The sequence below is a fragment of the Caballeronia jiangsuensis genome (genome assembly GCF_046030135.1).
Lineage (GTDB): Bacteria > Pseudomonadota > Gammaproteobacteria > Burkholderiales > Burkholderiaceae > Caballeronia > Caballeronia jiangsuensis.
Genome location: NZ_JAQQDB010000029.1, coordinates 1 through 19,862, shown reverse-complemented (window position 1 = coordinate 19,862; position 19,862 = coordinate 1). Strand labels below are relative to the sequence as shown.

At 63.5% G+C, this 19,862-nt stretch carries 18 protein-coding genes; 14 read left to right on the top strand and 4 right to left on the bottom strand.

What is annotated here, in order from left to right:
* The first annotated feature begins 22 nt into the window (after positions 1-22).
* The 8 genes from PQR08_RS26380 to PQR08_RS26345 all read left to right on the top strand — a co-directional run bounded on the left by PQR08_RS26380 (position 23) and on the right by PQR08_RS26345 (position 8,705).
* On the top strand, positions 23-1,645 hold the full coding sequence (locus PQR08_RS26380) for an ABC transporter substrate-binding protein (protein WP_035503861.1): 1,623 nt from the start codon (positions 23-25) through the stop codon (positions 1,643-1,645).
* Positions 1,646-1,724: 79 nt separating this feature from the next.
* Entirely contained in the window at positions 1,725-2,681 is a 957-nt protein-coding gene (locus PQR08_RS26375) for an ABC transporter permease (protein WP_035503859.1), read from the top strand.
* Complete coding sequence (locus tag PQR08_RS26370; protein WP_035503857.1) at positions 2,678-3,610, top strand: ABC transporter permease; 933 nt, start codon at positions 2,678-2,680, stop codon at positions 3,608-3,610. Before PQR08_RS26375 ends, PQR08_RS26370 begins: the two co-directional genes overlap by 4 nt.
* An 8-nt stretch (positions 3,611-3,618) precedes the next feature.
* Complete coding sequence (locus PQR08_RS26365) at positions 3,619-5,442, top strand: ABC transporter ATP-binding protein (protein WP_250486350.1); 1,824 nt, start codon at positions 3,619-3,621, stop codon at positions 5,440-5,442.
* On the top strand, positions 5,439-5,753 hold the full coding sequence (locus PQR08_RS26360; RefSeq protein ID WP_250486297.1) for a (2Fe-2S)-binding protein: 315 nt from the start codon (positions 5,439-5,441) through the stop codon (positions 5,751-5,753). The genes PQR08_RS26365 and PQR08_RS26360 overlap by 4 nt, the downstream gene beginning before the upstream one ends.
* The gene (locus PQR08_RS26355) at positions 5,738-7,126 is read left to right on the top strand and encodes an FAD/NAD(P)-dependent oxidoreductase (RefSeq protein WP_250486296.1); all 1,389 of its coding nucleotides are present in this window, start codon (positions 5,738-5,740) and stop codon (positions 7,124-7,126) included. Before PQR08_RS26360 ends, PQR08_RS26355 begins: the two co-directional genes overlap by 16 nt.
* On the top strand, positions 7,123-8,292 hold the full coding sequence (locus tag PQR08_RS26350) for an NAD(P)/FAD-dependent oxidoreductase (protein WP_250486295.1): 1,170 nt from the start codon (positions 7,123-7,125) through the stop codon (positions 8,290-8,292). Before PQR08_RS26355 ends, PQR08_RS26350 begins: the two co-directional genes overlap by 4 nt.
* On the top strand, positions 8,289-8,705 hold the full coding sequence (locus PQR08_RS26345) for a helix-turn-helix domain-containing protein (protein ID WP_250486294.1): 417 nt from the start codon (positions 8,289-8,291) through the stop codon (positions 8,703-8,705). The genes PQR08_RS26350 and PQR08_RS26345 overlap by 4 nt, the downstream gene beginning before the upstream one ends.
* Here PQR08_RS26345 and PQR08_RS26340 read toward each other — a convergent pair.
* Positions 8,619-9,590, bottom strand: coding sequence for a LysR family transcriptional regulator (locus tag PQR08_RS26340; protein ID WP_250486293.1), 972 nt, complete (start codon positions 9,588-9,590; stop codon positions 8,619-8,621). The two genes, PQR08_RS26345 and PQR08_RS26340, sit on opposite strands and share 87 nt — an antisense overlap.
* Before the next feature lie 101 nt (positions 9,591-9,691).
* On the opposite strand from PQR08_RS26340, the gene PQR08_RS26335 reads away from it, so the two are divergent.
* Genes PQR08_RS26335 through PQR08_RS26310 form a run of 6 tightly spaced genes read left to right on the top strand, consistent with a single transcriptional unit; the run spans position 9,692 to position 16,002 of the window.
* Positions 9,692-10,768 (top strand): ABC transporter ATP-binding protein, encoded by a 1,077-nt coding sequence (locus PQR08_RS26335; RefSeq protein ID WP_035503914.1) that lies wholly within the window; start codon positions 9,692-9,694, stop codon positions 10,766-10,768.
* Between the two features lie 33 nt (positions 10,769-10,801).
* Positions 10,802-11,515 carry an HAD-IA family hydrolase gene (locus tag PQR08_RS26330; RefSeq protein ID WP_187606663.1) on the top strand — a complete coding sequence of 238 codons (714 nt, stop codon included), beginning with the start codon at positions 10,802-10,804 and terminating at the stop codon, positions 11,513-11,515.
* 2 nt (positions 11,516-11,517) lie between these two features.
* Positions 11,518-12,852: an NAD(P)/FAD-dependent oxidoreductase gene (locus PQR08_RS26325; RefSeq protein WP_250486292.1), complete on the top strand. Its 1,335-nt coding sequence runs from the start codon at positions 11,518-11,520 to the stop codon at positions 12,850-12,852.
* Complete coding sequence (locus tag PQR08_RS26320; RefSeq protein WP_250486291.1) at positions 12,849-13,760, top strand: ABC transporter permease; 912 nt, start codon at positions 12,849-12,851, stop codon at positions 13,758-13,760. Before PQR08_RS26325 ends, PQR08_RS26320 begins: the two co-directional genes overlap by 4 nt.
* A complete protein-coding gene (locus PQR08_RS26315; RefSeq protein WP_250486290.1) occupies positions 13,757-14,554 on the top strand; it encodes an ABC transporter permease in 798 nt (265 codons plus the stop codon). The genes PQR08_RS26320 and PQR08_RS26315 overlap by 4 nt, the downstream gene beginning before the upstream one ends.
* Before the next feature lie 20 nt (positions 14,555-14,574).
* Positions 14,575-16,002 carry an aldehyde dehydrogenase family protein gene (locus PQR08_RS26310; protein WP_250486289.1) on the top strand — a complete coding sequence of 476 codons (1,428 nt, stop codon included), beginning with the start codon at positions 14,575-14,577 and terminating at the stop codon, positions 16,000-16,002.
* Here PQR08_RS26310 and PQR08_RS26305 read toward each other — a convergent pair.
* The 3 genes from PQR08_RS26305 to PQR08_RS26295 form a co-directional block, all read right to left on the bottom strand.
* Complete coding sequence (locus PQR08_RS26305) at positions 15,990-17,714, bottom strand: GMC family oxidoreductase (RefSeq protein WP_250486288.1); 1,725 nt, start codon at positions 17,712-17,714, stop codon at positions 15,990-15,992. The two genes, PQR08_RS26310 and PQR08_RS26305, sit on opposite strands and share 13 nt — an antisense overlap.
* 19 nt (positions 17,715-17,733) lie before the next feature.
* Positions 17,734-18,795 carry an ABC transporter substrate-binding protein gene (locus PQR08_RS26300; protein ID WP_250486287.1) on the bottom strand — a complete coding sequence of 354 codons (1,062 nt, stop codon included), beginning with the start codon at positions 18,793-18,795 and terminating at the stop codon, positions 17,734-17,736.
* A 196-nt stretch (positions 18,796-18,991) separates the two neighbouring features.
* Positions 18,992-19,336, bottom strand: a complete 345-nt coding sequence (locus tag PQR08_RS26295) for a cupin domain-containing protein (protein ID WP_250486286.1) — start codon at positions 19,334-19,336, stop codon at positions 18,992-18,994.
* Between the last annotated feature and the right edge of the window lie 526 nt (positions 19,337-19,862).

Genomic DNA, 19,862 nt, shown 5'->3' with positions numbered 1-19,862 from the left:
AGCCCCTATCGCGGAGAAGTTCATGAGCATCGACACATCGCCTGAAGCACTTGCCCATGCCGATGCCGGCAAACGGCTCGAAGAACTGACGCGCCGTGGCGCGTCGCGGCGCAACGTCCTTCGCGCGATGGCCGCGGGCGGGCTGCTGTCCGTGACGGGCGCGGGGCTTCTTAGCGCGAGCGGCGCGGCTTTCGCACAGGCCAAGCCGAAGCAGGGCGGACGCATCCGCGTGGCGACGCAGTCGTCGTCGGCCGCCGATACGCTCGATCCCGCCAAGGGCGCGCTCGGCACCGACTACGCCCGCGCGTTCATGTTCTATAGCGGCCTGACCGAACTCGACAATCATCTCGGCGCCAAGATGGCGCTCGCCGAATCGCTCGAAACGAAAGACGCGACCGTGTGGGTCGTGAAGCTTCGCAGCGGCGTGCAGTTCCACGACGGCAAATCGCTCGCGCCGCAGGATGTCATCTATTCGCTGATGCGCCATAAGGACCCGGCGGTCGGCTCGAAGGCGAAGACGCTCGCCGATCAGTTCAAGGAGATCAAGGCGACCGGCCCGAACGAACTGACCATCACGCTGACGGGCGCGAACGCGGACCTGCCGGTGATTCTCGCGGACTCGCATTTCCTCATCATCAAGGACGGCACGACGGACTTCAAGACGGCCATCGGCACGGGCCCGTTCAAGGTGAAGGAATTCGCGCCGGGCGTGCGTACCGTGGGCGTGCGCAACGAGAAGTACTGGAAGCCGGGCATGCCGCATCTGGATGAAGTGGAACTCATCGGCATCGCCGACGAGCCCGCGCGCGTGAACGCGCTCATGTCCGGCGACGTGCAGCTCATCAACGCGGTGAGCGCGCGTTCGACCGAGCGCATCAAGGGCACGCAGGGCTTCGCGGTGCTGGAAACGAAGACGGGCCAGTACACCGACCTCATCATGCGCGACGACGGCGGCATCACGGGCAACGCGGACTTCCGTCGCGGCATGACGTACCTGATGGACCGCGAGCAGATGCGCAAGACGATCTTCCGCGGCTATGGCGCGATCGGCAACGATCAGCCGATCGATCCGAGCAACAAGTACTACATGTCGGGCCTGCCGCAACGCGCGTTCGATCCCGACAAGGCGAAGTTTCACTTCCAGAAGGCGAAGCTCGGCAACGCGCCGATTCAACTGTATGCATCGCCGGCGGCGGAAGGCTCCGTCGAAATGGCCGTGCTGATGCAGCAGGTCGCGCCGCAGGCCGGCATCAATCTGCAAGTGGTGCGCGTGCCGTCCGATGGCTATTGGTCGAACCACTGGATGAAGCATCCGCTCGGTTTCGGCAATATCAATGCGCGCCCGAGCGCGGACGTGATCTTCACGCAGTTCTTCAAGTCCGACGCGCCGTGGAACGAAGCGAACTGGAAGAGCACGCAGTTCGACCAGATGCTCGTCGCCGCGCGTGGCGAACCGGACGATGCGAAGCGCAAGAAGATCTACGGCGACATGCAGGAACTCGTGCATACGGACGGCGGCATCGGCATTCCGATGTTCCAGAGCTCGCTCGATGCGCACACCACGAAGCTCAAGGGTCTCGGCGGCATTCCGCTCGCGGGTCTGATGGGCTGGATGTTCGCGGAGAACGTGTGGCTCGAGGCATGAACATGGTGTAACGCCGGACGCGCGCCGTCTTCGAAGTTGCGGCGCGCGAAGTCAACCCTTCAACGAGAGGCGATATCCGATGAAAGTTCATGCGCAACGACTCGTCGCCGCGCGCCTCGGCCTCGCGGTGCTCACGCTGTTCATCGTGTCGATGGTGGTGTTCGGCATCACCGGCCTGTTGCCGGGCGATGCCGCGCAGCAGGCGCTCGGTCAGGCGGCGACGCCCGAGCAGGTGACGGCGCTGCGGCATCAGTTCGGCCTCGATCAACCCGCGGTCACGCGCTATCTGCAATGGCTCGTGCATGTGGTGACGGGCAACTTCGGCACGTCGCTGTCGAATAATCTGCCGGTCAGCGAACTGATCGCGACGCGTCTGCCGAATTCGCTCGTGCTTGCCGGATTGACGGCTCTCGTGTCGGTGCCGCTCGCGCTCGTGATCGGCATTGCATCGGCGATGTATCGCGGCTCGCTCGTCGATCGCGTGCTCAACGTGCTCACGCTCTCGACCGTCGCCGTGCCCGAGTTCCTCGTCGCGACCATCGCGGTGCTGATCTTCGCTGTGAAGCTGCGCTGGCTGCCCGCGCTGTCGTATCTGTCGGATGTATCGTCGTTCGGCGGGCTATTGCGCACCTATGCGATGCCGGTGATGACGCTCTGTTGCGTGATCGTCGCGCAGATGGCGCGCATGACGCGCGCGGCCGTGCTCGATCAGCTCAACGCGTCGTATGTGGAAATGGCCTTGCTGAAGGGCGCGACGCCCATGCGTGTCGTTCTGCGGCATGTGTTGCCGAACACCATCGGACCCATCGCCAACGCGGTCGCGCTCTCGCTGTCGTATCTGTTCGGCGGCGTGGTGATCGTCGAATCGATCTTCAACTATCCCGGTCTCGCGAGCCTGATGGTCGATGCCGTCACCAATCGCGACATGCCGCTCGTGCAGGGCTGCGTGATGGTTTTCTGCGCGGCCTATCTCGCGCTCGTGCTCATTGCCGATCTGGCCCAGATCGTCTCCAACCCGAGGCTGCGTCAACGATGAACCGGAACGTCTCTTCTCACGCCACGACCATGCTATACGAGCAGCCTCCCGCCGACGCGCCGCAGGAACAGGCGCCCGTCGTCGTCAAGCGCGGTGCGTTGAAGCGCCTCGTCGATCGCTTTTCCGTGCTGGGGCTGATCGGTCTCTTCATCGTCGTGTTCTGGCTCGCGGTCGCGTTCGTCGGGCCCGTCATCGCGCCGTATAAAGGCGGCGCGTTCACCTCGACGGAAGTCTTCGGCTCGTACAGCCCGGCGCATCTGCTCGGCACCGACTATCTCGGCCGCGACATGCTGAGCCGCATTCTCTACGGCACGCAATACACGGTGGGCCTCGCGCTCGCATCGACGGTGGCGGCGAGCGTCATCGGCACGTTCTTCGGTCTCATTGCCGCCGTATCGGGGCGCTGGGTCGATGAAGTGCTGAGCCGCCTCTTCGATGCGCTCATCTCGATCCCGAGCAAGATTCTCGCGCTCGTCGTGATCGCGGCGTTCGGCTCATCCATTCCGATGCTGATGATGGTCGCCGCGCTCGCCTACATCCCCGGCGCGTTTCGCATTTCGCGCTCGCTCGCGGTGAACATCATGACGCTCGAATACGTGCAGGTGGCGAAGGCGCGCGGCGAGAAGCTTTTCTATATCGCGCGCGTGGAAGTGCTGCCCAACATGATTCATCCGATGCTCGCGGACTTCGGCCTGCGCTTCGTGTTCATCGTGCTGCTGCTTTCAGGCCTGAGCTTCCTCGGCCTCGGCGTGCAGCCGCCGAACGCGGACTGGGGCTCGCTCGTGCGCGAGAACATCGGCGGGCTTTCGGAAGGCGCGCCCGCGGTGCTGATGCCTGCCGTTGCGATCGCGACACTCACCGTCGGCGTGAATCTGCTCATCGACAGCTTGCGTCGTCATGGCGCGCGGTCGCATGGAGGCGCACAGTGACTACGAACATGATCGAAGTAAAAGGCCTGCGCGTGATTGCAGGCGTCGCGCCCGATCCGGTCGTCGAGATCGTGAAGGGTGTCGATTTCACGGTGAAGAAGGGCGAAGTGCTCGCGCTGATCGGCGAGTCGGGTTCGGGCAAGACGACCATCGCGCTCGCGTTGCTCGGCTATGCGCGCGGCGGATGCGCGATCGCGGGCGGCTCGGTGAAGATCGGCGATACGGATGTCCTGTCGCTCGATGCCAGAGGCCGTCGCGCGTTGCGTTCACGTACGGTTGCGTATGTCGCGCAGAGCGCATCGGCGGGCTTCAATCCGGCGCGCACGATCATGGATCAGGTCACTGAACCCGCGCTGCTGCACAAGCTGATGACGGCCGCAGCCGCGCGTGAAAAAGCGGTCGTTCTTTTCCGGTCGCTGGCATTGCCGAATCCAGAGACGATCGGCGATCGTTATCCGCATCAGGTGTCGGGCGGTCAGTTGCAGCGGCTCATGGCGGCGATGGCGCTGATCACCGATCCCGCCGTCGTCGTGTTCGATGAACCGACCACCGCGCTCGACGTGACCACGCAGATCGAAGTGCTCGCCGCATTCAAGGGCGTGGTGCGCGAACTGGGCACGACGGCCGTGTACGTGTCGCACGATCTCGCGGTCGTCGCGCAGATGGCGGACCGCATCGTCGTTTTGAATGGCGGACGCGTGCGCGAAAACGGCACGACCGCGCAAGTGCTCGATGCGCCCGTCGACGAATACACGCGTCAACTGCTCGCCGCGACGCGCCGCCCCGAAGCGGAACTGACGATGCCCGACGAAGCGCGCGACGTCCCGCTGCTCGAAATACGCAACCTGAGCGCGGGCTATGGCCGCATCGATGCGCACGGCGTGCCCGCCGTGCGCGTGCTCGACGATGTGAGCCTGAAGATCGAGCGCGGTTGCACGCTCGGCGTGATCGGCGAATCGGGCTCGGGCAAGACGACCCTCGCGCGCGTGATCGCGGGACTCGTCGATCGCGCGCATGGCGAGGTGCTGCTCGACGGCAAGCCCTTGCCCGCGAAGTTGTCGGAGCGCACGCTGGAGCAATATCGTCGCGTGCAGATCGTGTTTCAGAACGCCGATACCGCGCTGAACCCGAGCCGCACCATCGCCGATATCCTCGCGCGGCCGATGAATTTCTATCACGGCCTGCGCGGCGCGCCCGCGCAAAAGCGCATGCTCGAACTGCTCGATCTGGTGAAGCTGCCCGCGTCGATCGCGAAGCGTCAGCCAGGCGGCTTGTCGGGTGGACAGAAGCAGCGCGTGAATCTTGCGCGTGCGCTCGCCGCGAAACCCGAGCTCATTCTCTGCGATGAAGTGACCTCGGCGCTCGACACGGTCGTCGGTGCGGCGATCCTCGATCTGCTTGCCGAACTGCGCCGCGAGCTGAACGTGTCGTACATGTTCATCAGCCACGACATCTCGACGGTGCGCGCCATCTGCGACGAAGTCATCGTGCTCTACGCGGGCCAGTGCGTCGAAGCGGGCCAGCGCGATGCGCTTTCGCATCCGCCTTACCACCCTTATACGGGCCTGCTCGTCGATTCGGTGCCCGCGCTGCGTCCCGGCTGGCTCGATTCGCGCCGCGCGATGGCGCTCGGTACGTTGCCCGTGCTCGGTCCGGAAAGCGATGTGCGCGAGCTGTGCAGCTTCCGTTCGCGTTGCGCGGCGCGTATCGACGGCAAATGCAATGTGACGCCGCCTGCGCGGAAGACCTTGCCATCGGGCGCGGAGATTCTGTGCCATCACAGCGCCGACGATCTCGCGCGCATGCAGTCGATGGAAACGGTGACGGCATGAGCGGACGCTTCGTGAGAGTCGCGGAGAAAGGGCGCAGAACGTTCGAGATCGTCATCGATGGCCGGCGCGCGCTCGCAGCCGCCGGCGACACGCTGATGGTCGCGCTGCTCACCTCGCAGCAGGACTTGCGCGATTCCGAATTCGGCGATGGCCGCCGTGCGGGCTTCTGCGTGATGGGCGCATGCCAGGACTGCTGGGTGTGGACTGAAGATGGCGAACGCGTGCGCGCGTGCACGACGCCGGCGGTCGAAGGCATGTCGATCGTCACGCGTCTTTCGCAAGCTGGAGAGGGCGTATGGCCGCGACTGTGATCGTGATCGGCGCGGGGCCGGCGGGCGTGCGCGCGGCAGAGGCGCTGGTCGAGGCGGGCTTGCGTCCCGTGGTGATCGATGAAGGCAGGCGCGATGGCGGGCAGATTTATCGTCGTCAGCCGGAAGGATTCACGCGCACATATGACGCCTTGTACGGGACCGAAGCAGAGCGCGCGCGTGCATTGCACGAGGCGTTCGATGCATTGCGCCCGAACATCGACTATGTGCCCGATACGCTCGTGTGGAACGTCGCGCCGAATTCGGTGCATATGGTGAGCGGCACGCGTCATCGCGAGCTTGGGTTCGATGCGCTCATCGTTTGCAGCGGCGCGACCGATCGTCTGATGCCCGTGCCCGGCTGGCATCACGCGGGAACGTATAGCCTCGGCGGCGCGCAGGTTGCGTTGAAATCGCAGGGCTGTGCGATCGGCTCGCGCGTCGTGATGATGGGCACGGGTCCGCTGCTGTATCTCGTCGCCGCGCAATACGTGAAGGCGGGCGCGACGGTGAGCGCGGTGCTCGATACATCCACGTTCGCGCAACGCTTGCGCGCATTGCCGCAACTGCTCGCGATTCCATCGACGCTGAAGAAGGGCATCGCGTTGATGAAGGTTCTCAAGGATGCGCGCGTGCCCGTTCATCGCGGCATCACGCCGGTCGAGATTCGAGGCACACCGGAGCATGGCGTTCAAGGCGTGCGCGTCAAACTCGCCGATGGCGCGATGCTCGAAGTCGAATGCGATGCCGTCGCGCTCGGCTATCACTTGCGCTCCGAAACGCAACTCGCCGATCTCGCAGGCTGTGAATTCCGTTTCGATCAAGCGTTGCAGCAGTGGCTTCCTGTCGCCGATGAAGACGGCCGCAGCAATGTGAAAGGCGTCTATCTCGCAGGCGACGGCGCACGCGTGCGCGGCGCGGATGCGGCTGAACGCGCCGGGCGGCTCGCGGCGCTCGCGGCGATGAAAGACATCGGCATGATCTCCAATGAAGATGAGGCGAACAAGTTGCGCATCCAGCTAGGCCGCTTCACACGCTTCGCGGCTGGCTTGCGCGCGGCGTTCCCGTGGCCCGCGCGATTCGCCGCCACGTTGCCGGATGAGACCATCGTGTGCCGCTGCGAAGCGATCAGCGCAGGCGAACTGAGACGCGTCGTGAACGACATGGGCGCGAAGGAAGCGAATCGCGCAAAGGCTTTCTCGCGCGTCGGCATGGGCCGATGCCAGGGCCGCTTCTGCGCGCATGCGGGCGCGGAGGTCATCGCGGCGGAGGCACGCGTGCCGCTCGAAGCTGTCGGCCGTTTGCGCGGGCAGGCGCCCGTCAAACCGCTGCCGATGGCGCTCGCGCCGCATCAGGACATGGAGACGAGCGAATGACCGCGCGCGCCGATGTGATCGTGATCGGCGGCGGCATCGTCGGTACGTCGACCGCTTTCTTTTTACGCCAGCGCAACCGTTCGGTGATTCTGCTCGAACGTGGTCTGACGGGACAGCAGGCGAGCGGCGTGAACTTCGGCGGCGTGCGCCGGCAGGGCCGCGCGCTCGAACAACTTGCGATGTCGAATCGTGCGCTCGAAACCTGGCGTCGTTCGCGCGAGTTGCTCGGCGAGGACGTGGAGTTCCTGCCATCGGGTCATACGCGTGTGTGCTATCACGCGCATGATGCGGAATATTTTCATCGCTATGCCGCCGATGCGCGCGCCTGTGGCCTCGATCTCGAAGTGGTGGAAGGCGCGGCCATGTTCAGGCGTTTTCCTTTTCTGGGCCGCGATGTGCTCGCCGCATCGATCTCGCCGCTGGACGGTCACGCGAACCCGCGTCTCGCCGCGCCCGCGTTCGGTCGCGCGGCGGCGCGGCTCGGTGCGCATATCGTCGAGAACACGGAAGTGGTGCGCGTCGAAAAGGAAGCGGGCGGCTTTCGCGTGGAAACCGCAACGGGCGACGTGTATCGCGCGGAGCAAGTACTGATCTGCGCGGGCGCGTGGGCCAATGCGCTATCGACGCAATTCGGCGAACCTGTGCCGCTCAGCGCGCGCGGTCCGCAGATGGCCGTGACCGAACCCGTGCCCTACGTCTTCCCGTTTTCGATGGGCGTGTACACGTCGATCAAGGAAGAGAGCGTGTATTTCCGGCAGATTCCGCGCGGCAATATCGTGCTGGGTGGCGGCCCTCCTGGTCCCGCCGATGCAGGCACGCGACGCGCATCGGTCCTGCCCGCGAATACCGTCGCGCAGATGGCGCAGTTTCGCCGCATGGTGCCCGCGATGCGCGCGCTGCATGTGATTCGCGTGTGGAGCGGCGTGGAAAGCTATCTGCCGGATTCGGAGCCGGTGATCGGCCCGAGCTCGACAACCGATGGCCTTTTCTACGCGTTCGGCTTCAGCGGTTCAGGCTTTCAAATTGGACCGGGCGTCGGCGAAACGCTTGCCGAAGTGCTCGATAGCGGCAGCACGCCCATCGATCTCACATCGTTTTCCATTAGACGATTTCAGCGCGCCTCGTCGACGCACGCCGAATCGATCACCTCCGAGACTTCGCCATGAGCCAGGCCAATCTGATCGACGCGCTCGTTTATATCGAAGCCAATTTCGACCAGACCGTGAGTCTTGCGCAACTCGCTGATCTCTCGGCGCTGAGCGTATCGCGCTTCGCCACCGTGTTTCGCGAGCAATTCGGGCTTTCGCCCTACAAGTACCTGTGCGAGTTGCGCGTACAACGCGCGCAGACCTTGCTGCTCGCGGGCGTGCCGGGGTCGGTCGTCGCGACTGAAGTCGGCTTCTTCGATCAGAGTCATCTCGCGCGGCACTTCAAGCGCTTGTGCGGCATGACGCCGAGCGCATTCGTCGAGCGCACGCGAAAAAAGGCGCGCTCAGCCGAGTTCGATGCCGGTTTGACGAAGCGCGTCGCGCAAACCCAATCGCGGGTATTTGCTCTCGACAGTGCGCATGTCGCTTAACGCTTCCTGAATAATCCATTCGCGCACGCTGGCGACGATGGGCCGAATCGGCCGGTTCGGCGGCGTGAGCAGACAGCAGCGGCGGCTCGTGACGAGCAGTTCCTCTTCGGCCGGCACGAGCGCGCCTTGCGCGAGCCAGTGCGATGTCACGTTCAGCCAGCCGAGCGCGATGCCTTGCCCGAGCAGCGCCGCCTGCACGACGATCGCGTAATCGTTGAAGCGCAGCATCCCCGCCGCGTGACGCTCCTTTGAAGCGAACGCATGAAAACGCTCGTGCCAGCCGCGCTCCTCGTCATCCATGACGATGACCGTATCGCCATGTGCGCGCGCCGCTTCCGTCTGCGCGAGTTCGTGATAACGCGGATTGCACAGCGGCAGCAGCATTTCGGGCATCACGAGCACGGCGTTTTCATCGATCTCTTCATCGTGCAGAAAGCGCATGCCGAGATCGACATCGACGAGCGGCCCGCCGATGCGCCCCGATATCAATTGAAACCGCATGTCGATCGAAGGAAACGCCTGATTCAGGCGGCTCATGCGCGGCATGAGCCAATGCGTCGTGAAGCCGGTGGACACGGACAGCGTGACCGTTTCGACGCCCGTCGCGCGCGCCTCGATTTCGCGGATCGCGCTTTCGATGCCGCTGAAGCCTTCGGAAATCTTGCGATAGAGAATCTCTCCGCTTTCCGTGAGTTCGATACCGCCGCGCACGCGTTCGAAAAGCCGCACGCCGATATGGTCTTCCATGCGCGCGAGCATGCGGCTGACGGCGGGCTGGCTCACATAAAGCTCTTGCGCGGCACGCGTGAAATTCCCGCAGCGCGCGGCCGCTTCGAACACGAAGAGCGCATTCGCGCTCGGCAGTTTCCTGCGAAGGTTTGGCATGACTTCATGTTATGCCCGATCCAACAATTTTGGAATTGCCGTCAAAAACATCGCGACTTAGTATTTTCTCAACCGCTCTCCTTTCCGACGAGATGAACGCCATGGATGCACGCGCGAAAACTGGAGTGTCGATCAGGTCCGCGACCAAGCGATACAGCGGCGTTACCGCGCTCGACGACGTATCGCTCGATATCGCGCCGGGCGAGTTCGTCTCGCTGCTCGGACCTTCGGGCTCGGGCAAGACGACGCTGCTCGGGATTCTCGGCGGCTTCGTCCAGCCGACTTCGGGCAGCGTGTGGGTCGGCGAGCGAGACATTACATTCGCGCCGCCGCACAAACGCGATATCGGCATCGTGTTTCAGAACTACGCGCTCTTTCCGCATATGAGCGTGGGCGAGAACGTCGCGTTCTCGTTGCGCGCGCGTCGCGAGCCGAAATCGACATGGGCGAAGCGCGTCGCCGAAGCGCTCGCGATGGTCGAGCTCAAAGGCTATGAAAGCCGCGGCATCCATCAGCTTTCGGGCGGACAGAAGCAACGCGTCGCACTGGCGCGCGCGATCGTGTTTCAGCCGCAACTGATCCTGATGGACGAGCCTTTGTCCGCGCTCGACAAGCAATTGCGCGAGACCATGCAGATCGAATTGCGCAGACTGCATCGGCAGCTTGGCGCGACCATCGTCAACGTGACGCACGATCAGCGCGAGGCGCTCACGATGAGCGATCGCGTCGCCGTGCTGAAGGACGGCAGGCTCGTGCAGATCGATACGCCCGAGCGTCTCTACGATCGCCCGTGCGATGCCTTCGTCGCAAGCTTCATCGGCGAAGCGACGATGCTCGATGTCACGCGCGCCGGCCACGATGCCGTGCGTCTCGGCGATACCGTCCTGCGTACCGCACATCCGTTGCCGAGCGGTGACAAGCTGCTGCTCGCGGTGCAAACGGAAAAGCTCGTCATCGACGGCGAGAATCGTCATGCGAACGCGAACCGCCTTTCATGCCGCGTGACCGAAGTGCTTTATCAAGGCGAGAGCCTGCGTGTGTTCGCCGCGCTCGCCGACGGCACCGCGATCAGTCTGCGTCAACCCGGAGGCCACGACGCGCGCAGACGCATTCCCGCGCCGGGTGCATCGATGACCGTCGCGCTCGATCCGCAAGACACGATCGTCGTGTCGGCCTGATTCTTTTCACCGCAACCCGTAGAGGATGAAGCAATGAATCTCACCGATTTCAAGGTCCTGACGTTCGATGTCGTCGGCACGCTGATCAACTTCGAAAAGGGCGTGCTCGACTCCGTGCGCCGCCTGGGCGGGCCGAAGGCGAAGGACCTGACCGACGATCAGATTTTCGAGCCGTACATGGAAGGGCGCGCGAAGCATCCGGGCCGATCGAGCCATGAGATGGCGAACGTGTATCTGCATCTCGCGAAGAAACTCGGCCTGCCCGACGATCCGCAATCCGCCGCCGCGTTTCAGCGCGACGTGCTCGAATGGCCCGCATTCGAAGATTCCGTCGCTGCGTTGAAGCGGCTGCGCAAGCACTTTCGACTCGTGGCGATGACCAATGCGGACCGAGTCGCGTTGTCGGCGTATTCGCACACGCTCGGCAATCCGTTCGACGATACCGTGTGTTGCGATGAAACCGGCGTCGCGAAACCCGATCCCCAATTCTTCGCTTATAACCGTGGACGTCAGGCCGCGTTCGGCTACAAGTTCGAGGAGATTCTGCACACGGCGCAGAGCCAGTATCACGACATCGGCATCGCGACGAAGCTCGGTTATGCGACGTGCTGGATCGAGCGGCGTCAGGGCATGAAGGGCTTCGGTGCGACGCCGGTGCCCGAAGCCGTCACGACGCCGACATGGAAGTTCGCGACGCTCGCAGCGCTCGCGGATGCCGTCGATGACGAAGTGCGCGCCGCCGCGTGACGATGCGCGCCCCGACGACACCATCGCGCCCGCAACCCGATTCGCTCTGGCGGGCGATGGCCGCGCGCGTCCCCACGATGGACGCGCCGGTCAGCACGGGCGCGCCGCTCGCACGCGACATCGGCGTGGACGTAGCGATCATCGGTGCGGGTTATTCGGGCTTGAGCGCCGCCTATGCGCTGCAAAAGCGCGGCGTCGAATGCGCGGTGCTCGATGCGAATCCGGTCGGCTGGGGTGCGAGCGGTCGCAATGGCGGCGTGGTGTCGTCGAAGTTTCGTCTCTCGTTTCCGGCGATTGCGAGCGCACATGGCGTCGATGTGGCGAAGCGCATGCATCGGCTCGCGCATGAAGGCGTGCGCACGGTCGAGGCGTTCATCGACGAGTTCAAGCTGACTCGCGCGCAGTTCGAACACACCGGCAGCTTGCGATGCGCGCATACGGAGCGCGCATTCGACTCGATACGCGCCGAAGCGGACTGGGTGCGCACGACGCTCGGCGATACGTCGATGACCGTGCTGTCGCGCGCGCAAGTGGAGCAAGAAACGGGTTCGAAGGCATTCGTCGGCGGCGTGTTGAGCGCGGATGCGGGCACGATCCTGCCGCTCGAATACGTGCGCGGCATCGCGGCGGCCCTGACCGCGCGCGGCGTGCCGATCTACGAAGCGACGCCTGTCATCGACATGTCGCGCGCGCAGGACGGCCGCGTGCTGTTGAAGGCGCCCGGCGGAACGGTGCGCGCGAAGCAGGTGATCGTAGCGACCAACGCGTACTCGAATCTGACCGATGCAACCGCTTCGTATCATCGTGAGCTCGTGCCGTTCAGAAGCGCGATGATCGCGACGGCGCCGCTATCGCCTGAACTCGATTCGCAACTCATGGTGAATCGCCGCAGCTATACGGAAACGCGCCGCATGATGAAGTGGTTCCGCAAGGTCGATGGCCGCATGCTCTTCGGCGGCCGCGATGCGTTCGGCAAGGAAGGCGAGCCGACCGGCTTCGATGCGCTGCAACGCGCGATGGTCGCGCTCTTTCCGCAACTGAAGGGCGTAGCCGTGGAATATCGCTGGTCGGGTTATGTCGGCATGACGTTCAATGCGCTGCCGCACGTGGGACGCAGCGACGACGCCACCACGTTCTGTCTCGGCTACAACGGCACGGGCGTCGCGATGGCGAGCCTCATCGGCCAGCACGCGGCTGCGCTGGCGCTCGGCGACAAGCCGGAACTCGCGCTGCTCGCGCAAGACGGCTTGCGGCCCGTGCCGTTCCATGCGCTGCGCGCGCCGGGCGTGAGGCTTGTCGCCGCGTGGTATCAGTTTCTCGACGCCGTGGGTGCATGATGACGACAGCCAAACGGATTCTCCAGGACACCGCCGTGATGCAAGCCGCGACCATCGACCCTTCGGTGCGCCATCAGCGTCGTGAAGATCGCACGATGCTGCTGTTGATGGCGCCCGCGCTGCTGGTGATCGTGGTGCTGCTCGTGGCGCCGCTCGCATGGCTGTCGTGGCAGTCCTTCTATCACGATGGCGTGTTCTCGCTCGTGAACTACAGGCGCGTCTTCACGGGCGCGTATCTCGACACGTTTTTGCTGACGTTCAAGCTCAGTCTCATCGTGACGGCCATCACGCTATTGCTCGGCTATCCGGTCGCGTACTTCGCGGCGTCGATATCGCCGCGATGGAGCGCGCTCGTGCTCGGCATGGTGATCCTGCCGTTCTGGACCAGCGTGCTCGTGCGCACGTATGCATGGCTCGTGTTGCTGCAACGCACGGGCCTCATCAACAAGGCGCTGCTCGGTGCGGGCCTGATCGACCGGCCATTGCAGCTTTCGTATAACCAGTTCGGCACCATCATCGCGATGGTGCATATCCTTCTGCCGTTCATGGTGCTGCCGCTCTATTCCGCGATGCAGAAGATACCGCCGAATCTATCGCAGGCCGGCGCGAGTCTCGGCGGATCGCCCTTGCATGTGTTCTGGCGCGTGTTCCTGCCGCTGTCGATGAGCGGCGTGCTCGCGGGCGTGACGCTCGTGTTCGTGCTGTGCCTCGGTTTTTACATCACGCCGGAACTGATGGGCGGCGGCAAGTCGATGATTGTGTCGATGATCGTGAGCCGCAACGTCGAGATCTATAACAGCTGGGGTGCGGCGAGTTCGGTGAGCGTGGTGCTGCTCATCTGCGTGTTCGCGATCTTCTACGGCGTGAGCCGCGTGATTCCGCTCGAAAAGACGCTGGGGGCGAAATGAACTCGATATCGTTTGGACGCGTGACGCTGGGCGCAACGGTGATGCTGATACTCGCGTTCCTGATGATTCCGGTGATCATCGTGGTGCCGCTTTCTTTTTCCGATGCGCGCTTTCTGACGTTTCCGCCGCCAGCTTATTCGTTGCGCTGGTATCACGCGTTCTTCGATAACCCCGCGTGGATCGAAGCCGCGAAGACCACCTTCGCGGCTTCGACGTGCGCGGCGCTCATCGCGACGCCGGTCGGTGTCGCGGCGGCTTATGGCATTCAGTACGGATCGCACTGGTCCTTGCGCTATCTGCGCCCGCTGCTGATGCTGCCTTTGATGGTGCCGATCATCATCGTCGCGGTGGGCGTGTTCTTCGTATTCACGCAGATGGGTTATGTGAACACGCTCGGCGGACTCATCATCGCGGATACGATGCTCGGATTGCCTTATGTGCTGATTTCCGTCGGCGCGGACTTGCGCACGTTCGATCGCACGCAGGAGATGGTCGCGCGCAGTCTCGGCATGAACCGCTTTCGCGCATTCATGGCGGTGACGCTGCCGCAGATCAAGGCCAGCGTGATTTCCGGCGCGGTGTTCGTGTTCATTCAGGCGCTCGATGAAACCGTCGTTGCGCTGTTCATTTCCGGCGGCAATAATCAGACGCTCACGCGCCGCATGTTCGTCACGTTGCGCGATGAAATCGATCCGACCATCGCCGCTATCAGCACGATGCTGACGGCGCTGACCTTGTGCCTCGTGATGATCGTCGTCGTGAGCAGGCGTTCATCGCCGGCCGCGCGGGCCTGACTCTTTCACTACGGAAAAACATGCGACATCTACAGCAGTTTTATATCGACGGCGAATGGGTCGAGCCTTTCGGCAGCACGCGTTTGCCTGTCATCGATCCATCGACGGAAGAATCGATCGGCGAAGTCGCGCTCGGCGATGCGCGCGATGTGGATCGCGCGGTGGCCGCGGCGCGGAGTGCATTCGTATCGTTCTCGCAGACGCATGTGAAAGAACGCGTCGCGTTGCTCGAGCGCATGCTCGAAGCGTATATCGCGCGTTACGACGAGATGGCCGACGTCATCTCGCGCGAGATCGGCGCGCCGACGAAGCTCGCGCATGCATGGCAGGCCGCGCTCGGCAGGCGGCATATCGAGGAGACGCTGCGCACGGTCGAGCACTTCCCGTGGCAGCGCAGGAAGGGCACGACGCTCGTCAATCACGAACCGGTGGGCGTGGCCGCGCTCATCACGCCGTGGAACTGGCCGATCAATCAGATCGTGTGCAAGGTCGCGCCCGCGCTTGCGGCGGGATGCACGGTGGTGCTGAAGCCGAGCGAAGTATCGCCGATGAATGCGGTGCTGTTCGCCGAGATCATGGATGCGGCGGGCGTGCCCAAAGGCGTGTTCAATCTCGTGAATGGCGATGGACCGACCGTCGGCGCGGCACTGAGCGCGCATCCCGATGTCGATATGGTGTCGTTCACCGGATCGACGCGCGCGGGCATCGAGATCGCGAAACTGGCCGCGCCGACCGTGAAGCGCGTGCATCAGGAACTGGGCGGCAAGTCGGCGAACATTCTGCTCGACGATGTCGATCTCGAAGCCGCCGTGACCGCGGGCGTGAACTCGTGCTTCAGCAACAGCGGTCAGTCGTGCAATGCGCCGACCCGCATGCTCGTGCCCGCATCGCGCCATGACGAGGCTGTCGAGATTGCCTTGCGCGCGGCTGGCAGGCATCGCGTGGGACCGGCCGGCGATCCGGCGACGACGATGGGCCCCGTGGTCAGCGAGGTCCAGTTCGGGCGCGTGCAGCGGCTGATCGATATCGGCATCGAAGAGGGTGCTTCGCTGGTGACGGGCGGCTCAGGACGTCCTGATGGACTCGAACGCGGTTACTACGTGAAGCCGACGGTGTTCGCGAACGTGAACCCGTCGATGACGATCGCGCGCGAGGAAATCTTCGGTCCGGTGCTCGCGATCATGCCGTATCGCGATGAGGAAGAAGCGATCGCCATCGCCAACGACACGCCTTATGGATTGGCGGCTTATGTGCAGTCGAAGGATCAGGAACGCGCGCGGCGTGTGGCGCTGAAGATGCGCGCGGGCAGCGTCTATGTCAATTATCCGGCGTGGGATCCGGGCTCGCCGTTCGGTGGCTACAAGCAGTCGGGGAATGGGCGTGAATATGGGGAGTGGGGGCTGGAGGCGTTTCTTGAGGTGAAGGGGATCGTGGGTTATGGCGCGTAGTTGAGCGTGTGCGTGGCCGGTTCGCGTCTGTCATGCGCCGTGCCACGCAACACATCCGCCACGCGTTCCGCGATCATGATCGTCGGCACATTCGTGTTCGCGCACGGAATCGACGGCATCAGCGATGCATCGCACACGTGCAGACCTTCGACGCCATAGACCGCGCCGCGCGCATCGGTTACGGCCAATGGATCGTCCGACGCCCCCATGCGGCATGTCCCCGACGGATGCCAGGTGCCGCCCACCGAACGCTTCACGAACGCCGTCATCGCGTGATCGTCTTCGAGCAGTTCGTCGATGGTCACGCCCTGCGTCACGACATGCTCGATCAATGGACTGCGCAACGGTCCGGCGATATCGAGCAACGCGCTCAACGCGCCGCGCTGCACCGCGTTCCATGTGCCCGGAACAGCCACCGCCGCCACGCGCGGCGAATAACTCGACGGAAAGATCGCGTCGCGATGCGCATTCATCGATGGCGACGACAAAACGGAAGCGCCGAAGCGCAACGCAAGCTTGAGCCGTTCGAGATCGCGCGAATCGGAGAGCATGGCGAAATCGACATCGGGTTCATCGAATGCACTCGCCGATGCAAGCGTCACGCGTCCACGCGAATACGACTTGTTGACCCAGAAGAAGATCGTGCCGAGTCGATATCCGACCGAATGCCAGCCCGAGCGCGACAGGATCGCGCCATGCATGTCGCCTTGAACGGTATTCGGCAAGCCGGAAGAGAAGCGCACGATCGCCTGCTCGTGATGTTCGTCCGCAAACGGCGTGCGCGCGGCGCGCGGCAGATACGCGGACACGGCAATCGACGGATGCTCCATCAGATTGCGCCCGACACCAGGACGATCCGCAAGCACGTCGATGCCGAGCGAGGCGAGCTCATCGGCGGGACCGATGCCGCTTCGCATCAGCAATGCAGGACTATGAATCGCACCCGCCGATACGATCACGCGATGCGCCTTCAGGTCTTCACGCGTGCCGTCAGCGCGCACGATGCGCGCGCCGGTCGCACGCTTGCCGTCGAACAGAATGCGCTCGACGACTTCGCCGGTGCGTATCGTCAGGTTGCTGCGTGCGCGCGCGGCGTCGTCGAGATAACAGACGGAAGTCGGGATGCGTTCGCCCTTCGCACTGACCGCGATCGAACCGATGAACGCGCCGTCTTGCCACGGCCCGTTCTGATCGTCGTGCAATGCATGACCGCTTTCGGCAAGCGAGCCAAGGACCGCCCGCACGAACGGCGATATGCGCGGCCACGGCGTTCGCTGAATACGCACGGGGCCATCGCTGCCGTGCAATGCGCCGCTGAAATCGCAATCCGTTTCGAGCGCGCGAAAGTAGGGCAGGCAAGTTCGCCAGTTCCAGCCCGACGCGCCGAGCGCTTCCCATTCGTCGTAATCGGCGGGAGCGCCGCGATTGGCCATCAGTGCGTTGATGGCCGAGCCGCCGCCCAGAAGACGCGCCTGTTCGTAGCGTCGCGTGGTGGCGCTGCGGCTCATGCGCGCTTTCAATGTCTGCCAGATATTGCGCGTGTCGAGATACGCGCGGCCCGGATAACGGCTGCGAATGGCATCGGGCATCGTGTGCGCGGAGATATCGCGGCCCGCTTCGACGAGACATACGCTCGCGTGCGCATCTTCGGAAAGGCGCGCGGCCAGCACGCAACCAGCCGAGCCGCCGCCCAGAATCAGATAGTCGAACACGTGAGGCGCTTAAGCCGCGCTACTGCATGAACTTGAGCCAGCGCGCCTTCGCCTGAATCCCCGGCTCCGATGCCCACCAGTCCTCCGACAGCAGCGCCTGCTTCGCCGCATTGGCCGGCGCGCTCGGCAATTCGGCCGCGCGTTTTTCGGTGATCTTGCCGGTCTTGAATGCGGCCGGATTGCCCGGACCGTAGTCGATATACAGCGGCAGATTCGCCTGCAATTCCGGCGACAGGGCCGCGTTCAGGAAGCGCACGGCATCGTTCATATTCGGTGCGTTCTTCAGGATGCAAAGCTGCGTGTTCTGCAGAATGCCGTCGTTGAACGTAAAGGCGACGTCCGGATCATCCTTCATCACGGCACTGGCGCGGCCATTCCAGATCATCGTCATATCGACTTCGCCGTCGTGCAGCAATTGCGCGGACTGTCCGCCCGAAGTCCACCATACGGTGATGTTCGGCTTGATCTCTTCGAGCTTCTTGAACGCGCGGTCCACGTCGAGCGGATAGAGCTTGTCGCGCGGCACGCCATCGGCGAGCAGCGCGGCTTCGAGCACGGTCATCGGATCGTTGCGCAGCGCGCGCGTGCCGGGAAAGTTCTTCACGTCCCAGAAGTCCTTCCAGCTTTGCGGCACCTTCTTGAGCGTCTTCTTGTTATAGCCGATGACGGTCGAATAGAACTCGTACGCGACCGAATACGGCGTGCGGTATTTCTCGGGGACCGTCGCCGCGTTGGGAATCTTCGAGAAATCGAGCTTTTCCAGCAGACCTTCGCGTCCACCGCGCAGGCAGTTGGAGGGCGGCGTATCGACGACATCCCAGATCGGCTTGCCGGTCGCGCCTTGCGCCTTGATCTGCGGCCACGCGTCCGGAATGCTGTCCTGGTTGATCGTGATGCCGAGCTGTTTCGCGGCGGGGTCGAGAATCGCCTTGGTCTGCGCTTCCTGATACGCGCCGCCTTGCGACACGAACGTGATCTTGCCCGCCGCGAACGCGGGTGCCGCGCTTGCGATGGAGAGCAGCAAAGTCATGGCGAGCGGGCGAACGGCGAAGTGCGGACAGCGGAACCTTGCAATGTTCATCACGGCGTTTTCCTCGACACGGTTGAAGCGGATGTCTTGCGGATCGCGCGGTCCCGCATGGCTTCGACCGAAAGCGGGGACGGCGCGTGGATGACTAAAAATATATTGAGTCAAATACGCGGCGGCAACGCCGGAATTGTTGGAGTGACCATGACCTGATGTTATGTCAGTGAAATGGCCGCGTCCTGTCGCGGGTTCAGAAGATCACATAGACCTTGCGCATGGTTTCATCGACTTCCCATGTGCCTTCGGTGTTCGCCGCGAAGAAGAGCGTATCGCCGCCGGTGAAGTGAATCGTGTCTTCACCGTCGGGGGTGAAGCGGCCGTTGCCCGCCAGGAAATGCATCACTTCCGCCTGCTTGATCGAACGGCGATACGTGCCGGGTGTGCATTCGAATACGCCGGTATCGATGGCCTCGCTGCCTGGGATGACTTTTTGCACGCCGGAGATTTTGATTTCCTGTGGGCCGGGAAGGCCCGCTGTGCCCCAGTTTTCTAATCCCTCAATCGCAATGCTCTGTTTGATCTGTTGAACTTTCATTGGTTCTGCCTTTGGTGGTTTGGGTTTTTTTGCCGGATCCCGGAGTTTATGAAATCCTGATTTCGCGTCGTTTCATTAGCACTGCCCCTGTGCGGGGCGGCAGTCACTTTCTTTGCTGCTGCAAAGAAAGTAACCAAAGAAACAGCTATCCCCAGCCTAAGCAGTTCACACCGGCCGCGGCACAGGCGATTGGCCTAATGGCCCGGCAGTAGCGAGTGCCCCCACAAGCAGACAAGGGCTTGGATCGCGCACGGTCTGACGAGCCATAACCTTGAGCGCGCTGGTTCAGCACCAAATAGCTCCGGCCCGCTTCGCGGCCGATGGGTCAAGCGGGTTTGCGCGCGCTTCTTCTTCGAAGGTGTCCCTCGCATACCCGACGGCAGCGCGTAGCGCTGTGCCGAAGCTATTTGGTGCTGAACCAGCGCGCTGAAACCTCTCGGGCGGCAGACCGTGCGCGATCCAAGCCCGATTGGGCCTTTGGGGGCGACACTTAGGCGAGTGCCACCGCGGGCTGGCAAGCATGGCT